11 protein-coding genes are annotated in these 16,796 nt (G+C 43.2%); all 11 read left to right on the plus strand.

What is annotated here, in order from left to right; genetic code table 11:
• The first annotated feature begins 55 nt into the window (after positions 1 to 55).
• Positions 56 to 3,094: a SusC/RagA family TonB-linked outer membrane protein gene (locus ACK4HU_RS15640; protein ID WP_409808394.1), complete on the plus strand. Its 3,039-nt coding sequence runs from the start codon at positions 56 to 58 to the stop codon at positions 3,092 to 3,094.
• A 45-nt stretch (positions 3,095 to 3,139) separates the two neighbouring features.
• Complete coding sequence (locus ACK4HU_RS15645; protein WP_409808307.1) at positions 3,140 to 4,651, plus strand: RagB/SusD family nutrient uptake outer membrane protein; 1,512 nt, start codon at positions 3,140 to 3,142, stop codon at positions 4,649 to 4,651.
• A gap of 420 nt (positions 4,652 to 5,071) precedes the next feature.
• Positions 5,072 to 7,756 (plus strand): c-type cytochrome, encoded by a 2,685-nt coding sequence (locus ACK4HU_RS15650; RefSeq protein ID WP_409808309.1) that lies wholly within the window; start codon positions 5,072 to 5,074, stop codon positions 7,754 to 7,756.
• A complete protein-coding gene (locus tag ACK4HU_RS15655; protein ID WP_409808311.1) occupies positions 7,753 to 8,517 on the plus strand; it encodes a DUF1080 domain-containing protein in 765 nt (254 codons plus the stop codon). The genes ACK4HU_RS15650 and ACK4HU_RS15655 overlap by 4 nt, the downstream gene beginning before the upstream one ends.
• Before the next feature lie 207 nt (positions 8,518 to 8,724).
• Positions 8,725 to 9,783, plus strand: a complete 1,059-nt coding sequence (locus tag ACK4HU_RS15660; protein WP_409808313.1) for an aldose 1-epimerase family protein — start codon at positions 8,725 to 8,727, stop codon at positions 9,781 to 9,783.
• A gap of 324 nt (positions 9,784 to 10,107) precedes the next feature.
• Positions 10,108 to 11,316 (plus strand): hypothetical protein, encoded by a 1,209-nt coding sequence (locus tag ACK4HU_RS15665; protein ID WP_409808315.1) that lies wholly within the window; start codon positions 10,108 to 10,110, stop codon positions 11,314 to 11,316.
• Positions 11,317 to 11,470: 154 nt separating this feature from the next.
• Complete coding sequence (locus ACK4HU_RS15670; protein ID WP_409808317.1) at positions 11,471 to 12,493, plus strand: sugar phosphate isomerase/epimerase family protein; 1,023 nt, start codon at positions 11,471 to 11,473, stop codon at positions 12,491 to 12,493.
• 218 nt (positions 12,494 to 12,711) lie between these two features.
• Positions 12,712 to 13,875: a Gfo/Idh/MocA family protein gene (locus ACK4HU_RS15675; RefSeq protein WP_409808318.1), complete on the plus strand. Its 1,164-nt coding sequence runs from the start codon at positions 12,712 to 12,714 to the stop codon at positions 13,873 to 13,875.
• Positions 13,876 to 14,104: 229 nt separating this feature from the next.
• A complete protein-coding gene (locus tag ACK4HU_RS15680; protein ID WP_409808319.1) occupies positions 14,105 to 14,341 on the plus strand; it encodes a hypothetical protein in 237 nt (78 codons plus the stop codon).
• A gap of 83 nt (positions 14,342 to 14,424) precedes the next feature.
• Positions 14,425 to 15,453, plus strand: a complete 1,029-nt coding sequence (locus ACK4HU_RS15685; protein ID WP_409808321.1) for a proline iminopeptidase-family hydrolase — start codon at positions 14,425 to 14,427, stop codon at positions 15,451 to 15,453.
• Positions 15,454 to 15,828: 375 nt separating this feature from the next.
• Positions 15,829 to 16,365, plus strand: a complete 537-nt coding sequence (locus ACK4HU_RS15690) for a pyridoxamine 5'-phosphate oxidase family protein (RefSeq protein ID WP_409808323.1) — start codon at positions 15,829 to 15,831, stop codon at positions 16,363 to 16,365.
• The last annotated feature ends 431 nt before the right edge of the window (positions 16,366 to 16,796 follow it).

The raw sequence follows: 16,796 nt of genomic DNA on the forward strand, positions 1-16,796 counted from the left end.
GAATAACCACTATCTATCTAAGATAAAAGTCCGGCTAGTCGGATTTTTGTTGCTTATGTTTTGCATAAGCGTAACGAGTTTTGGGCAGACCCAATCTGTCCAAGGAGTAGTCTCATCCGAAGGTGAACCTGTGCCAGGTGCACTAGTAATTGTCAAGGGTACTCAACGAGGTACTGTCACTGATATTGATGGGAGTTTCTCCATCCAAGCAGCGGCCGGGGAGACTTTAGTAGTCAGCTTTGTTGGCTACACTACAAAGGAAGTAGCTGTAGTCGGAGGGCAAACCACCTATAATATTTCCCTTGCGCTATCCACTTCTGATCTTTCGGAAGTCGTGGTGGTCGGCTATGGTAGCCAAATCAAGAAGGAGGTAACTGGTGCCATTCAATCAGTCAATGGGAAAGACTTGACGGACCTCCCTGTTTCATCTCTTGCACAGAAACTCCAAGGGCGACTTGCAGGTGTTCAAATCAATCAAACGACAGGTCGTCCAGGTCAGGGGATGAATGTCCGAATCAGAGGTCAGCTTTCAGTTTCCGGAGGTAGTGCACCATTGTACGTTGTGGATGGTTTTCCGATCACCGGAGATATCAACGCCATTAACCCAGATGAAATCGAAGATATTTCAGTTCTGAAAGATGCTGCATCCACTTCACTGTATGGTTCTAGGGCTGCTAATGGAGTGGTATTGATCACTACTAAAAAAGGAAAAGTAGGGACAACAAATGTCGAGTTCAATGTATTTACTGGTTTTCAGCAAGTACCGGAAAGAGGAAGGCTTGAAATGATGAATGCAGAGGAATTTGCACAGTTTAAAAAGGAATACTACGAAGATGCAAAGCAACCTGTTCCTGAGGTGTTTCAAAATCCAGCACAGTATCGTGGTAAAACGAATGACTGGTATGGCGCTATGCTTGAAACTGCTCCGATCACCAGTTACAACCTCACCGTAACTTCAAACAAAGAAAAAGTAAATACCGCAATTATAGCAGGGGTTTTTGACCAAAAGGGGGTTGTACGGAATACGGACTATCAACGCTATTCTTTGAGAATGAATACTGATTATGCGGTATCCGACAAAGTAAACATTGGAGTGAATGTGGCCCCGAATTATGTAAAGGATAATACGCCTCGAACTGATGGTACCCGAGGTACTGGTATTTTATTTAATGCTTTACATACTTGGCCTGTTATGCCAATCTATGATGAGGCTGGAGATTTAACCTTTTTCAACCGATTCCCTGCCAATACAGGAAATATCTTCGCTTATCCAAACTGGCTACGATCTGCAGATGAAATAACCAATGAGACGTTGGTGGTCAGTGTCTTGGCAAATACCTATGCAGAATGGAAGCCAATCAAAGGCTTGTCAGTTAAGTCTACTTTCAATGCGGAAATAAGAAACTCACGGTATTTCTTCTTCAATCCTTCCACTGCAACCGCTCAAATCAATGTCGCGATCCCTACAGTGGCAGTATCAATAAGAGATGATATCGAAGATTTCTCTTGGTTAAATGAAAACATCGTGACTTACGATAAGTCGATTGGAGATCATAATTTTCAGGTGTTGGGAGGCTTAGCCAATCAGCAATTCAGAAGAGACCGAACTCGTGTACAGGCTGATACCTATGCAGACGATCGCCTTCCGACTATTCAAGGAGCAATTAACATAAATAGAGGTGGCACCCAGAGTGGTGTTGAAGAATGGACTTTGACTTCAATATTCTCCCGTTTGACTTATAATTATAAAAGCAAATACCTCTTTACCGCCTCAGTCAGAGGAGATGGATCATCTCGATTTGGAGCGGATAATAGATGGGGTGTTTTTCCTTCTACTTCCATCGGTTGGGTCTTGTCTGACGAAGGATTCCTAGTGGATAATCCGACTATTTCTTTCACCAAGCTAAGAGCTAGTTACGGTATCACCGGTAATAATAACATCGGTAACTACACCTCTTATGCACTGGTAAATAATACAATCAATTCTGTATTTGGAAACACATTAGTGCCTGGGGCAGGTATCACCTCGCTTCAAAATAATAACTTGGGATGGGAGACCACGGCTCAGTTCGACTTCGGTGTGGACTTGGGTTTATGGGGTGATCGAGTATCGTTTGTGTATGATTTCTATACCAAAAACACCACCAACCTACTTTACGCAGTGCAGATCCCTCAGGAGTCTGGATTCACCAACTTCAATGACAACATCGGAGAGATTAAGTTTTGGGGTCATGAATTTTCAGTCAATGCGATTCCTGTCAATTCTTCAAAATTCCGATGGAACGTAAATGCGAATATATCCTTCAATCGAAATGAGGTGATCGCTTTGGCAGATGGGATTGATAGGGTGTACGGATCATTTCATATCACTCAAGTAGGGCAGCCTTTTGGTCAATTTTACGGACTAAATAAATTAGGAAATTATGCAAATGCTGAGGATTTGGCCAATTCTCCAAAGATCCCCGGAAGGTCTACTGTCGGCAGTATCAAGTTGCAGGATGTGAATGGCGATGGAATAATCACTTTTGGGGGAGACAATGATGATCGAACAATCATCGGAAATCCATTCCCTGATTTTGTCTACGGCCTTGTAAATAATTTCACATTTAAAAACTGGGATGCAAGCATCACCGCATCCGGATCGGAAGGCAATCAACTTTACATGAGACACCTGTTCAGTACTGCAAATCTCGATGGGGTATTTAATATGGTAAGGAGAGCCGGAGAAAGATTCAGATCTCCTGAAAATCCGGGAGCTGGAATCTTTGGGACTACCGTAGGTGGAGGAAATGTGACAGGAGTCGAACGTGATTGGCCCAATAGCAACTTTGTTTGGGATGCTTCCTATTTCACTATCCGAAATATTACTTTAGGCTACACCTTCACTAAACTTCCAAAGTCAATGAGGTCTGCCCGAGTTTATGCATCAGGTCAGAATCTATGGGTTTTCACACCTTATTGGGGAGGCTCCAATCCAGAGGCCAGTATGCAAAATGACGGTCAGGGAGATGGCGGAAACCTAAGCCCCGGAATCGACTTGGCAGGATATCCAGTTCCACGTACTATTACCTTCGGGGTAAATGTTAAATTTTAATCTGCTGATTACAAGCGGTTTAATTCACCTACAAACGACTTAAAAATGAAAAAATATATCATAGGACTACTTTCAGCGAGTTTGTTTCTGACAAGCTGTGAAGATTTTCTTACCGTGGTACCGGAGACCCAGTTGAGCTCGGCTACTTTCTTCAAAAACCAAAATGACTTTCAGCAAGCTGTAAACGCTGCCTACGCTCCACTGAGAACTATCACCAATGATCGATCTTGGCTCTTGTCCGAAATGCACTCGGATAATACGTATTATGTGCGAAATGTTCTATTTGGTGCAGTAGACAATCAGGAAGACTTGGCGGATTTTTCCGTGCCAGTTTCTAATGGGACTACTGCCAATGTTCACGTGCTAAATCAATGGAGACAGGATTACCTGATTATTGCAAGAACCAATCAAATTCTCTCCCTAATTGATGGAGTGAATTTTGATGCCGCAGCCAAGGGAAATTTAAAAGGTCAGGCCTTGTTTCTAAGAGCTTACGCTTACTTTGAATTAGCCAGATACTTTGGAAGTGTTCCTTTGCACCTGACTCCTGTAGCTGTGAGAGCTGAAGCGGCTCTTCCCCTCACTCCTGAAGTGGATATCTACAAGCAGATCGAAGCCGATCTTACTGCCGCTATTCCACTTTTGCTTGACAAAGCAACTCAGCAACCAGGAAGAGTGACATCCGGTGCCGCTCGAACACTACTGGCAAACGTTTATATTAATCAGAAAAAATGGGCAGAAGCAGAGCAGGTCCTTAGACCGGTGGTGACTTCTGGTCAATATACCTTGATACCTAATTATGCCATGGCTTTTTCTGATAATGTTGCTAATAAAAACAATGCAGAATCAGTATTTGAGGTTCAGTTTCTGGAAGGAGCAGCAGGACTTCAAGGGAACTTTATTTATCAATTTATGCCAAGACCAATTAGCGCAGCTGAATTACGGGAAATTACAGGCACCAACAATGCGCAACCGATAGATGGGGAAGGAAATAACGTTCCTACACCGGATATTATCGCAGCCTATGAGCCGGGTGATTTGAGAAAAGACGCTTCCATTGCATATGTGTTTTTGGCAGGGGCATTTCAGGTTCCGAAAACTTTCCCCTATATCCTTAAATTTGCCAAGAAACACGCCCAGCACAATAATCACGGGACTAATTTCCCAATCTTTCGATATGCGGAAGTGCTTTTATTCATGGCGGAAGTATTGAATGAGCAGGGAAAAACAGCTGAAGCAATTCCATTTCTGAACCAAATCCGAACCCGTGCCGGCCTTCCAGCAACTACGGCCGCAGGTCAATCCAATGTAAGAGAAGCAATTTTCAAGGAAAGAAGAGTAGAACTTGCCTTTGAGAACAAGCGCTGGTTTGATATTCAACGAACTGACCGTATCCAGGAAATTATCATTCCACTTGGACAGCGAATTGTTGCCAATCCTCAGGCCTATTATTATCCTCCTATTGCAGGAGCAGTTCCCCGAAACAACGTTTTCACAAATCTCAGTAAGTTTTATCCATATCCTGCTGCTGAATCAGATTTGAGTCCTTTCTTCTAAGTTGGTTTTCTTTAATTCAAATAGCCCGACAACTTGTAAGATTTTCAATCTGAAAGTTGTTGGGTTATTTTCTTCCAACCCTCAATAGCAGGACAGTTAAACCCAGACGATGCATTAGGTTTCGTTATGAGGCTTCTAATTGCAAGAAAATCAAACTGTTTGGAGACTAAGGCATCCCGTACGTACGGGATGGTGATCCCGATAGCTCGGGAGAAAACAGTAACGTAGTGATTGATTTTGAAACAATTAAATGCCGCAATAGCTTGTGCGCCTTGGTGTAGAATTGCTAATGCATTGTATGGGTTAAATAAATGACAGAAAGTAAATAGCTTTCATGAATGGCTTTCCCCATCATTAAAAATTGCTCAACTTGAAACTTGCGAAATTAGATAAAACTGAAATCCAATAATCCTTAAAAATATGTCCCACAAAAGCACCCTTAAGAATCTTTTTCTACTTGTTGGAGTCCTTGCAATCTCATTTGCTTGCTCCAAAAAGGAAGAAACTGGCCGTCAGCTTACCGGTAATCCTAAAATTGACAAGCTCAAACTTCCCGACGGATTTGTGGCGGAGCATCTTTATAGTCCTGGCGACAACGAGCAGGGCTCATGGGTAGCAATGACCTTTGATGACAAAGGAAGGATGATTACCTCAGATCAGTACGGTTTCCTTTATAGATTGGAATTACCTCCTGTAGGTTCGGATAGTACTGTAAAGCCCAAGGTTGAAAAATTGATTGTTGGAAATGTCTCTGCACCTCAGGTAGGTATGGGATATGCACAAGGCCTGCTTTATGCATTCAATTCACTGTATGTGATGGTGAATCATAATCCAAATGAGACGTTTAGCCAACCCACCGGTCTCTATCGAATCCAGGATTTGGATGGAGATGACCAATATGAAACCATCACACAAATTCGGGAACTGAAAGGACAACAAGGGGAGCATGGCCCACACAGCATGAGAGTAACTCCTGATGGAAAGGGGATTTACCTCATAGCAGGAAACCATGTGGACGTTCCCGAAATGAATTCTTATCGGCTTCCCAATGTCTGGCAAGAGGACAATCTTTTTCCTTTGATCAAAGATCCAAGAGGCCACGCCAACAACAGAATGGCTCCGGGAGGATGGATTGCGAGAATCAATCCTGAAGGTACAGATTGGGAATTGATCAGTGCAGGATATAGAAATGCCTTTGATTTCGATTACAATGAAGTCGGAGATATTTTCGCCTATGACGCAGATATGGAATGGGACTTTGGGATGCCTTGGTACCGACCTACTCGAATTAACCACGCCACAAGTGGGTCAGAGTTTGGCTGGAGAACAGGTAATTCAAAATGGTCACCAAATTATCCCGACAACTTGCCTGCAATACTTAACATCGGCCAAGGTTCACCTACCAATGCTATGTTTGGTTTCGGAGCTAATTTCCCCAGCAAATACAAGAAGGCATTATATGCTTTTGACTGGAGCTTTGGAATTATTTATGCCATTCACCTCACTCCAAATGGCGCAACTTATGATGCTACTGCAGAGGAATTTATTTCAGGATCACCTCTCCCTTTAACTGACGGTACCATAGGCCCGGATGGAGCATTTTATTTTGCGACAGGAGGAAGAAGACTGGATTCTGATCTTTATCGTGTGACTTACACGGGAGAACTTGATACATACAAGCCACTTACGGAAGCAGATCTTCCACAGGAAGCCAAAACCAGAAGAGAGCTCGAACAATATCATAAAGCTGGAGCACCTGCAGAAGGATTAGAAAAAGCTTGGGCGCAACTCGGACATAAAGACCGCTATGTGCAGTATGCTGCAAGGATCGTTCTGGAACACCAGCCAGTTGCCACTTGGAAGGCCAAAGCTATTGCTGAAACCGATCCGTTGAAAAAGATCCATGCCATTTTGGCCTTAGCTCGTCATGCAACGGATGCTGATGCTGCTGCCATGCTAAATAGCTTGATGCAGGTTGATTACAAAGGCTTGGACAGCAAAGGGAAGCAGGATATTTTGAGAACTATTGAGGTGATTCTTTATCGCTATGATAAAGGAGCTTCATCAGTGAAGCCTCAGTTGATTACTTATTTAGATCCGAATTTCCCGGCAAATGAAAATCTCCTGGATCGGTCATTAAGTATTCTGATGACTCATTTGGATGCACCGAATGCAGTAGAAAAGACTTTGGCACTATTGAAAAATGCCAAAGATGATCCTGATTACCAGAAAACATTTACGGCGTCTTCGGATTTGATTTTCAGAAATCCTCAATATGGAATGGACATAGCCAATATGCTGGCGAATGTGCCACCTGCTCAAGCTACTTTTTATGCCACAGTTCTTGGTGGTGCTGACAAAGGTTGGACAGCAGCACAGCGAGAGGAATACTTCAAATGGATTAACAATGCGCTGACTGCCTACAAGGGAGGAAGAAGCTATGTCGGTTTTATCGATAGAGCGCGAAAAATGGCTTTGGCATCAGTTGATAAGGCTGATTTTGAAAAATACGATGAAATGTCAGGTGGAAAAATGCTCACTGCCAATGGAAATGATATCATTGAATCAGGGGTGCAACCCGTAGGTCCAGGAAAGAGATGGACTGTTGAAGAAGCCGAACCCTTAATGGCCAATCTTACAGGACGTGACTTGGCAAGAGGTAAGGCAATGTATGCTGCCACACTTTGCCAGTCTTGCCATACCATGCAGGGTGAAGGAGGAGCGATCGGTCCTGATTTGACTCAGTTGGGCACCAGATTTTCCCCGAAAGATATCTTGGTAGCTACAATCAACCCAAGCGAAACGATTTCTGATCAGTACCATGCGACTGTTCTTGAACTGAAAGCTGGAGGATCTATCGTAGGAAAATTGAATGACGAGGACGGGCAGAATTATTATATCTCCCAAAATCCATTCGCCCCGAATGATATCAAAACTGTTGCGAAAAGTTCTGTAGTGTTAAAGAAAAACGCAGAGGTCTCCATCATGATGCCAGGCCTAATCAATCGACTCAATGAAGAAGAGCTTAAAGATTTGATGGCTTATTTGATTTCCGGTGGAAATGCTGACCATGCTGTTTACAAACAACCAACTGCTCAACGATGATCAGCTCAACTCTTAAAACCATAAAAATAGCTGGATTCATTCTGGCTGCAATTTTCACTTTGGGATGTGTTTCGTCCAAAAGCGAAAATGAGGAATTCGAGTCCATATTTGATGGGAAAACTCTGGATGGATGGGAATTTGATCCCGTTTATTGGTCTGTCAAAGATGGTGCAATGGTGGGGGAAATCACGCCCGAGACGATTCTGAAATCAAACACATTCATCATATGGAAAGGCGGGGAATTGGGAGATTTCGAGTTGAAATTGGATTACTGGATTTCTGAAGCCGGCAATTCAGGAGTACAATATCGAAGCGATCGCTTTACCGAAGTTCCTTTTGCACTGCGGGGTTATCAAGCCGATATTGATGGGGCCAACCGTTACACGGGGCAGAACTATGAAGAGCGAAAGCGGACAACTTTGGCTTATCGTGGCCAAAAAACTCGGATCACTTCTCAGCCAGACAGTATTACTGAAACCCGGGGATTTGTTGAGCGAAATGCTTGGAAAGGGCTGAACTTGGTTTCTGAACTTGGGGATCGTGATGAACTAGGCGCTTTGATCAAAAAAGGAGAATGGAATAACATCCACTTGGTGATCAAAGGAAATGTGATGCAACATTTTGTCAATGGTACTCTGATGAGTGAAGTCACTGATGAGGATGCGAAAAATCGCATGCTGAAAGGTCTGATGGGCATGCAGGTACATGTCGGCCCACCGATGAAAGTGATGTTTAAGAATATTCAGTTGAAAAAACTGTAACAGTATTTGCCACTAAGACACTAAGACACTAACTTTTTTGTGACTTAGTGTCTTGGTGGCATTTTTGATTTCTTTTTTGATCAATGGCTAATTAAGCTTTTGCATTTTCTCTATCTTAAGGCTATGCTTTTTTCTACTACCCACATACAGCAGGATAGTCTCGGAAGGCCTTTTTCATAGGTTTAAATCTAGTCCTTTATTCCCAAAATGAACCTCGCAGACTCCACCAACTGGAAGCATAAACTCTCCAATTCTCACCAAATCGGTGGAATCGAAACCTCCATCGTTGACAATGGTCCGGGTCGGGGAGTGCGTATCGCTTGGGTAAATACCGGAACTGGTCTTAGATACAAGCTGGTGCTAGACCGAGGCATGGATATTTTAGATGCCTTCTTCAATGAAAAAAGCCTCACTTGGATTTCTCATGCAGGTTTGACTGCACCTCAACCTTTTTCCAATCAGGGAATTGAATGGCTTCGGACTTTTGGTGGAGGTTTGCTCACCACTTGCGGACTTTCAAATGCCGGGCCTCCAAATACTGATGAAAGTGGTAGTCGTGGGTTGCATGGAAACTATTCCAATCTACCAGCCGAACTCATTAGCATCAAGCAGCCGGATATTTTCTCTGGCGATCTGAGTTTTGAGATTGTGGCCAAAGTTCGGGAGACAACTACGTTTGGACCGAATCTGGAGATGTTGCGAAGTATTTCAGGTATCCTGGGTTCGGCAGAAATTCGAATCAAAGACACTGTCACCAACAGAGGTAATTCACTTGCACCGCATATGCTTTTGTATCATATCAATTGCGGTTGGCCGCTGATCGATGAAGGGACTCGGATAATTTGGCAGGGAGAAAAAAAGCCAAAAGCCACCGATGCAAACAATACTGAGTTTAATCGTGACTATGAATTCACTCGCTGCGCAGCTCCGATGGATGAGCATGCAGGATTCGGGGAGGATGTAGCTTTTATCGATCCAAAAGCAGACTCCAATGATCTGGTTACCTGTGGCTACGCAAATGATAAGTTAGAATTGGCCTTGAAAATTTCCTTTTCGAAAGCCCAAATGCCTTGGCTGATCAACTGGCAGCATTGGGGTAAAAATGAGTATGTGACAGCGCTTGAACCTGCAACTCATCCACCAATAGGACAAGCTGCGGCAAGAGAAAATGGAACATTGATCCTGCTTGAGCCGAGAGAGAATAGAACCTATGATTTGGTGTTGGAGGTGTTAACTGGAGAAAAAGCGAAGGGATTTACGAAGTGAGATTTACGATTTACGATTTATGAATTACGATTTATGAATTACGATTTACGTTTTACGATTTACGACTTTCTTTTCAAGGTTTTGACATAAAACTGAATCTTGAAGATTAAAAATAGGAATGCTGAATTTTGAAGGATCCTCAACCAATAACCAAAATACTGAATGTCGAATGTTGAATATCCAACATCGAAGAACAGGAAACCCACTAATAACCAATAACCTTATAACTAATAACCAAAATACCGAACATGGAATGCTGAATGTTGAACATCGAAGAACGGGAACAACTCCAATAACTCAATAACCAATAACCAAACCCACACCATGAGCCTAGCAAAAAAAGCCCTTGAACAAGGCGAAGGAATACTAAGATTAACCCCAACCTGGGTACCACGATCTTTCTGCGTACCCGGAAGAAGAATCAAACTTCATCCCGACGATTATTATGCCCTTGGCGGCATGCGTGGAGGAATTGATGAGCGTTGGTTTTCATCCACCACTCCAGCGGAAAATGGGCCTCTTACATCCAAAAATGAGGGTTTGAGTCACATTGCTTTCGAAGAGGGAGGTAAAACCGAACTTTTTCTCTTGAAAGATGCCATCGACGAATTGGGTGCTCAGATCGTGGGATCCAGAATTTGGGATCAGTACAAATCCTGGCCAATGTATTCCAAGTTTTTTGACAATATGGGGCCTCTACCGCATCATATCCACCCATCGGATGAATTCGGGAAACTGACCAATCAAAACGGCAAACCGGAAGCCTATTATTTTCCCCCACAGGTCAATAATCATGGTGGAGATTTCCCATATACCTTCTTTGGAATAGCACCGGGAACGAGCAAAGAAACGATTTTGGATTGCCTGAAAAACTTCAAAAAAGGCGACAACAAAATCACGAATTATTCTCAGGCTTTCCGCCTACAACCTGGTACAGGTTGGGATGTGCCTCCGGGAATGCTCCACGCTCCGGGAAGCTTGTGTACCTATGAACCTCAAAAGGCCTCTGATATTTTCGCCATGTATCAATCCTTAGTGAATGAGGCGATTATCCCGGAAGAATTGCTTTGGAATGCCACTCCAAAGGACCGATGGGGAGACTATGAATTGCTGGTGGAAATGATTGACTGGGACCTCAATGTGAATCCAAACCTGATGGACAATCATTATATGGAGCCAAAGCCTGTTCACCATTTAAGCGAAATGCGTGCGGCTGGATATCAGGAAAACTGGATTTGCTACCGCTCTCATGATTACAGTGCTAAAGAACTGACCGTCCTACCTGGACAGACTGTAGTAATTAAGGATGCAGCAGCTTATGGATTTATCATGATGCAGGGCTATGGCAAAATGGGCGTTTGGGATATTGAAACTCCAGCCTTGATCCGCTTTGGTCAATTGACTCATGATGAGTATTTTGTATCCGAGCAAGCTGCACAATCGGGAGTGAAGATCACTAATTTGTCTAAAACTGATCCGATTGTAATGTTGAAGCACTTCGGGCCGAGAAATCCGGATTTGGAGATAAAATAGACATAAGACGTTAGATTTTAGACAAAAGAGAAGTTGCGGAATTCTTAGGTCTTGCGTCTTCGGTCTTCCGTCCCAAAATCATCGGTCATCGGACATCCGACATCGGTCTTTAAAAACCAATAACCAATAACTAAATAACGATAACCCAATAACTATGAACAACTTCCCAAAACTCCATAACGCCACTTGGCCGGGATTGGTGGGCAAAGGCCCAGATTCCGAACCAGTAATTCCTTTTGACTCTTTAATCCAAATGACAGCTAAAGCTGAAGTCAATGGGGTTAAGTTTGACGGCATCGATGTTGGCTTACTCGAACCGCACTTTGACTTGAATAATCCTGACGAGGCGAAAAAGCTAGCTGATAAAGTCTCAAAATACAATCTGAATGTCGGTTCGCTTGTAGCACCAATCTGGGCAGGATCTGCCATGGGTACGTCAGATCAGCGCAAGACTTTTGTGGAGATGGTTCGCAAATCCTGTGAATTTGGCCAAAAACTGAAAGCACTTGGAGTGAGACATTATGGAGTTGTCCGGATCGACTCTGCCGCCGGAGTTTCCGATTGGGCAAAAGATCCGATTGCAAACACCAAGCAGATCGCTGAAACTTTCCGAGAAGCTTGCGATGTGGCAGCTGGATTTGGAGAGAAACTCGCTGCTGAAGGAGAAATCTGCTGGGGTGCGATGCATAGTTGGAAACACATGGTCGAGTTGCTGGAAATGGTAGATCGACCAAACATCGGTTTCCAAGCGGATATGTCACACACCTTCCTCTACACCCTAGGTTACAACGCTCCGGAGAATCGAATTTTGCCAGTTGATGCCGATCTGAAAGATCGGGAAACGATCAAAGCAGCTTTGAAAACGGTAACTGATGCTTTACGACCTTGGACGATCGACTTCCATGTGGCCCAAAATGACGGTTCTGTTTTTGGTTCAGGTTCACACGACAAAACGGGCAGACACTGTCAGGCCACTGATCCAAGTGGTCTTTTGGATATCGCTCACGATGCAGGTTACTGGCTTCGGGACGAAAAAGGCGAGCTAACCAAAGCCTTCCAGCATATCTGTTGGGATGGATGCATGTTCCCAAATTCGGTGATGGAAAACCAACAAACCTGGAATGATATCCTTGCAGCGATGATCAGAGTGAGGGAAGCACATGGCTGGCGTGGTTGAGGTAAGAAGCAAGTTGTAAATAGTAAAATGTACGATAATAGTAAAATGTACGATTTACGAAGTACGAATTACGAGGGTCAGGAATTTGGTAGCCTTATTTTAAGAATTTGAGCTTTTGAAGTGGGAAACCTTATAACCTTCCAACTTTACCACTTTCCAACCCAATTTTCCAATCCGCCACGGCGGACAAGTTCTTTCAATTTTAAAATTTTCCAATTATGTCAAAAAAACAAATACGAATCGGACTGATCGGCACAGGGCTGATGGGCCGAATACATACCAATGGTTACAAGCGTTTGTCTGACTTTTTTCCCGAGTACGAATACGTTCCGGTACTTCAGGCTTGCTGCTCAAGAAAAGCCGAACGCGCACAGGCTTTTGCAGATCAGTGGGGATATAAGTCAATCGAAACGGACTGGAGAAAAGTAATCGAGCGTGACGATATCGATGCGGTGGACATTTGTACTCCAAATGACTCCCATGCTGAAATCGCCATTGCAGCAGCGAAAGCCGGGAAGATGATTCTATGCGAAAAGCCTTTGGCTAGAACTGTCGCCGAAGCAGAAGAAATGGTGAAAGCCGTTGAAGCATCTGGAGTGAAAAATACCGTTTGGTACAACTACCGAAGAATTCCTGCAGTGACTTTGGCCAAAAACATCGTCGCTTCCGGTAAGCTGGGTAAAATTTTCCATTACCGGGCCAACTTCCTTCAGGACTGGACGATCAATCCCGAATTGCCTCAGGGAGGTGACGGGCTTTGGAGATTGGATATAGATGCCGCTGGTTCGGGTGTGACAGGTGACCTTTTGGCGCATTGCATCGATACGGCGATGTGGCTGAATGGAGGAATCAAAGACGTATCAGCAATGACAGAAACTTTTGTTAAAGAGCGGGTTCATGTGGGTTCAGGGGAGAAGCAAAAAGTCGGAATCGACGATGCCTGTATTTTCCATTGTCATTTTGATAACGGTTCATTGGGCCTATTCGAGGCAACTCGCTATGCAAGAGGTCACAAGGCAATGTATACCTTTGAGATTAACGGGGAACATGCTTCGATCCGTTGGGATTTGCATGACTTGACACGATTGGAATATTTTGATCATGGTGACGAAAGTCAGGTAAGGGGATGGAGATCTATTCACGTGACGGACGGAGATCATCCTTACATGAGCAGATGGTGGATTCCGGGAACTTCCATCGGATACGAGCACTCCTTTATCCATCAGGTTTCTGATTTCTTCCTGAGTTTACAGACTGGCGAACCTTGCCATCCGACTTTCAGAGATGCATTTGAAACCCAGAAAGTTTGCGAAGCAGTCATCGAATCTGCCAACTCCAGATCTTGGAAAGATACCGGAGTAGAGTGGGTTGAAAAAGTCTGAATTATAAAGTCAGAAATCTAAAAAGTCCAAGTCGAAAGGCTTGGATTTTTTTCTTTAATTACTTTTGGGTTGCATTAGAAGACTTTTTAGTAAGTCACTAGATAAAATTCCTCTTGTATTTTGAGGAAGTTGAGCAAGGATTTTAGTAGCTTCCAAAATGATAAAAGAACCATCGGCTGAATTTCTTCAGAATCTAAATCGTTGAGTAATTAAATCGTAACTTTGCAATATGAAGCAACTATTTGAAATAGAGACTGATAAACCTGAAATATTGAATGAATTTAGGGAGCTTGCCCGTAAGTATAAGTTGAGCTTCCGAGAATGGAAATTGGCCAAAAGCGATAATCCATCTCCAAGCGGAGATCCTTTTTTTGACAATCCTGAAAATTTGAAAGAGATTCTTCGAAGAAAGAAAGAAATGGAAACAGGAAATATTGAGTCGGTAATTTTTCCCGGATTAGGTTAATTGTAATCCTAAAAAACTATAATTTTCTAGTTGGGTCCTCCGAATCTTTCTTTTAAATTGTTTTATCCCAAAGCTTATCACCCATGAAAAGTGCTTATTTTCTGATTCTTTCAGCAGCAATCTCCCTTTTCTCCTGCCAATCATCCACTCAGACTGAATCGATTCAGGCTGACTCTACTGAGGTGGTATTGGATGAAGGAGTTCAGCTGATTCCTATTCAAACTCCTAAAGGAGAATTTAAAGTTTGGACCAAAAGAGTCGGAGACAATCCGACGATGAAAGTGCTCCTGCTTCATGGCGGGCCGGGGATGACACACGAGCAATACGCCAATTTTAAAGATTACCTTCCTCAAGAAAATATCGAATTTATATGGTATGATCAGTTGGGTTCAGCGCACTCGGATCAGCCGGACGATTCTACCCTTTGGACGATCGAGCGATTCGTGGATGAGGTGGAGCAAGTCAGGATCGGATTGGGACTGAACAAGGATAACTTTTACCTCTATGGTCAGTCTTGGGGTGGAATGTTGGGGATGGAATATGCCTTCAGACATCAGAAAAATCTCAAAGGCCTAATCATTTCCAATATGATGGCAAGTTTAGATGACTATGAGAAATATGCAAAGGAAGTCCTCGGACCGCAAATGCCTCCCGCAGTTTTTGCTGAACTGATGGAAATCGAAAAGAATAATGACTTCGAAAATCCTCGCTATATGGAATTACTTGGGGAGCATCATTATCCACAGCATGTCCTGCGAATGCCACCAAACGAATGGCCTGAAGAAATCAATAGAATGATGGGGCAGGTGAATCCTAATGTATATGTTTACATGCAGGGATATAGTGAGTTTGGAATTACTTCAGGAGCAAGTCTCGAGGGCTGGGATGTTAAAGATCAATTGAAAAACATCACTGTTCCGACTTTGGTTATTGGCGGTACCCATGACACTATGGATCCCAAACACATGGAATGGATGTCCAAAGAAGTCAAAAACGGTAGATTCTTGCTTTGTCCAAATGGAAGTCACTTGAGCCAATACGATGATCCGGAGCACTTTTTTCCTGGGTTGATCGATTTTATCAAGGATGTGGATAGTGGAAGCTTTAATTGAATTTCCGGTAAATTCTTGAATGGCTGTGATGTGAGATATTTTGGGTCGTTAATTCCACAAAGTGCGGAATTAACGGCTTCGTTTTTTAGCCTCGCATGGGTCTTTAATTTTTGGATTCAAACCAGTTTGAAAATTGGGCGACTCGGAATATTTCGTTTCTAAAATCGAATCACTTGAATTATCCTCGGTAGAATAGAAAAAATCAGAGTGATAACGGGAGATTGTTTTTTGGCCTATCAATGGTCGATCTCTCCAACCTAATATTATGAGCAAGTTCCGCATCTTGGATGAACTTTTGATCTCACATTAAAGACGCAACGTCGCTGGGTTTTCATAATGGAAACTCCTTTTTCATAAACCAAAACAGAAAATACCATGAACTCAATTGATGAACAGCAGGAAGAAACCAACAGAAAGGATTTGGCTGGATCTGAAGCTATTGATAAAATTCGCTCTCTAATCGATAAATCTGGTTCATGTTTCTTTGTGACCCAAGCAAATCTTAACGGTTCTCACAAATCCAGGCCGATGGCTGTCCAAAAAACAGATGCCTCAGGACACGTATGGTTTCTCAGTGCCAAAGACAGTGTTAAAAACATGGAATTGGAGCAGAACAAAAATGTTACTCTATATTTCCAAGGTTCTTCTTATTCCGATTTTCTTGAGCTTAACGGCTATGCAATTCTCAACTATGACCGGGAAAAGATCGAGGAACTTTGGGACGCTACTGCTAAGGCCTGGTTTACCGAAGGAATCGATGATCCTCGAATTTCTGTCATTCAATTTATTCCAGACTCGGGATACTATTGGGATAATAAGCATGGTAATGCGATAGCGGGAATCAAGGTGCTATTCAGTGCGCTTTCCGGAAAAACAATGGATGACTCGATCGAAGGAGACTTGATTCTCTAAGTGTCAAAATTCCATTCCAATAGAGGCTGTCTCAGAATGCTTCTCGGTGTCAGCCTGATCCTTCGACTCCGCTACCAATGACAGATTGTATTTAATTTTGTAAAAAAGAATATTATAGAATTTTATTCCGATTTGGAATCTTTAAATCGTTAGACATTGATCTTTAATCATGGTTTTGGATTTAGGTTAGGCTTTTTTTTTCTTCGCTCTTTTGGCTTGACCCAAAAGAACCAAAAGGTCAAGATTTGCCAAAGCTCCAACCCTGCCTGCCGGCAGGCAGGCGCACGAGGCCGAACGCTGGCTCGCTGGCAAATCCTCCCACCGCGCCCTTCCGATCAATGTTTTGTCTAGCCGAACAAAATCCAGACGTAAGCTTACATTCTATTGGCTTTTGGCATGCTAAACCCTGTCATTCCCTTTTTGTATGTTTA

The sequence above is a fragment of the Algoriphagus sp. genome, assembly GCF_046296635.1.
Lineage (GTDB): Bacteria > Bacteroidota > Bacteroidia > Cytophagales > Cyclobacteriaceae > Algoriphagus.

Bases quoted from the DNA above. Each gene is read 5' to 3' on its own strand.
- ACK4HU_RS15640 (WP_409808394.1), top strand. From the start codon at position 56: ATGTTTTGCATAAGCGTAACGAGTTTTGGGCAGACCCAATCTGTCCAA.
- ACK4HU_RS15645 (WP_409808307.1), top strand. From the start codon at position 3,140: ATGAAAAAATATATCATAGGACTACTTTCAGCGAGTTTGTTTCTGACA.
- ACK4HU_RS15650 (WP_409808309.1), top strand. From the start codon at position 5,072: ATGTCCCACAAAAGCACCCTTAAGAATCTTTTTCTACTTGTTGGAGTC.
- ACK4HU_RS15655 (WP_409808311.1), top strand. From the start codon at position 7,753: ATGATCAGCTCAACTCTTAAAACCATAAAAATAGCTGGATTCATTCTG.
- ACK4HU_RS15660 (WP_409808313.1), top strand. From the start codon at position 8,725: ATGAACCTCGCAGACTCCACCAACTGGAAGCATAAACTCTCCAATTCT.
- ACK4HU_RS15665 (WP_409808315.1), top strand. From the start codon at position 10,108: ATGAGCCTAGCAAAAAAAGCCCTTGAACAAGGCGAAGGAATACTAAGA.
- ACK4HU_RS15670 (WP_409808317.1), top strand. From the start codon at position 11,471: ATGAACAACTTCCCAAAACTCCATAACGCCACTTGGCCGGGATTGGTG.
- ACK4HU_RS15675 (WP_409808318.1), top strand. From the start codon at position 12,712: ATGTCAAAAAAACAAATACGAATCGGACTGATCGGCACAGGGCTGATG.
- ACK4HU_RS15680 (WP_409808319.1), top strand. From the start codon at position 14,105: ATGAAGCAACTATTTGAAATAGAGACTGATAAACCTGAAATATTGAAT.
- ACK4HU_RS15685 (WP_409808321.1), top strand. From the start codon at position 14,425: ATGAAAAGTGCTTATTTTCTGATTCTTTCAGCAGCAATCTCCCTTTTC.
- ACK4HU_RS15690 (WP_409808323.1), top strand. From the start codon at position 15,829: ATGAACTCAATTGATGAACAGCAGGAAGAAACCAACAGAAAGGATTTG.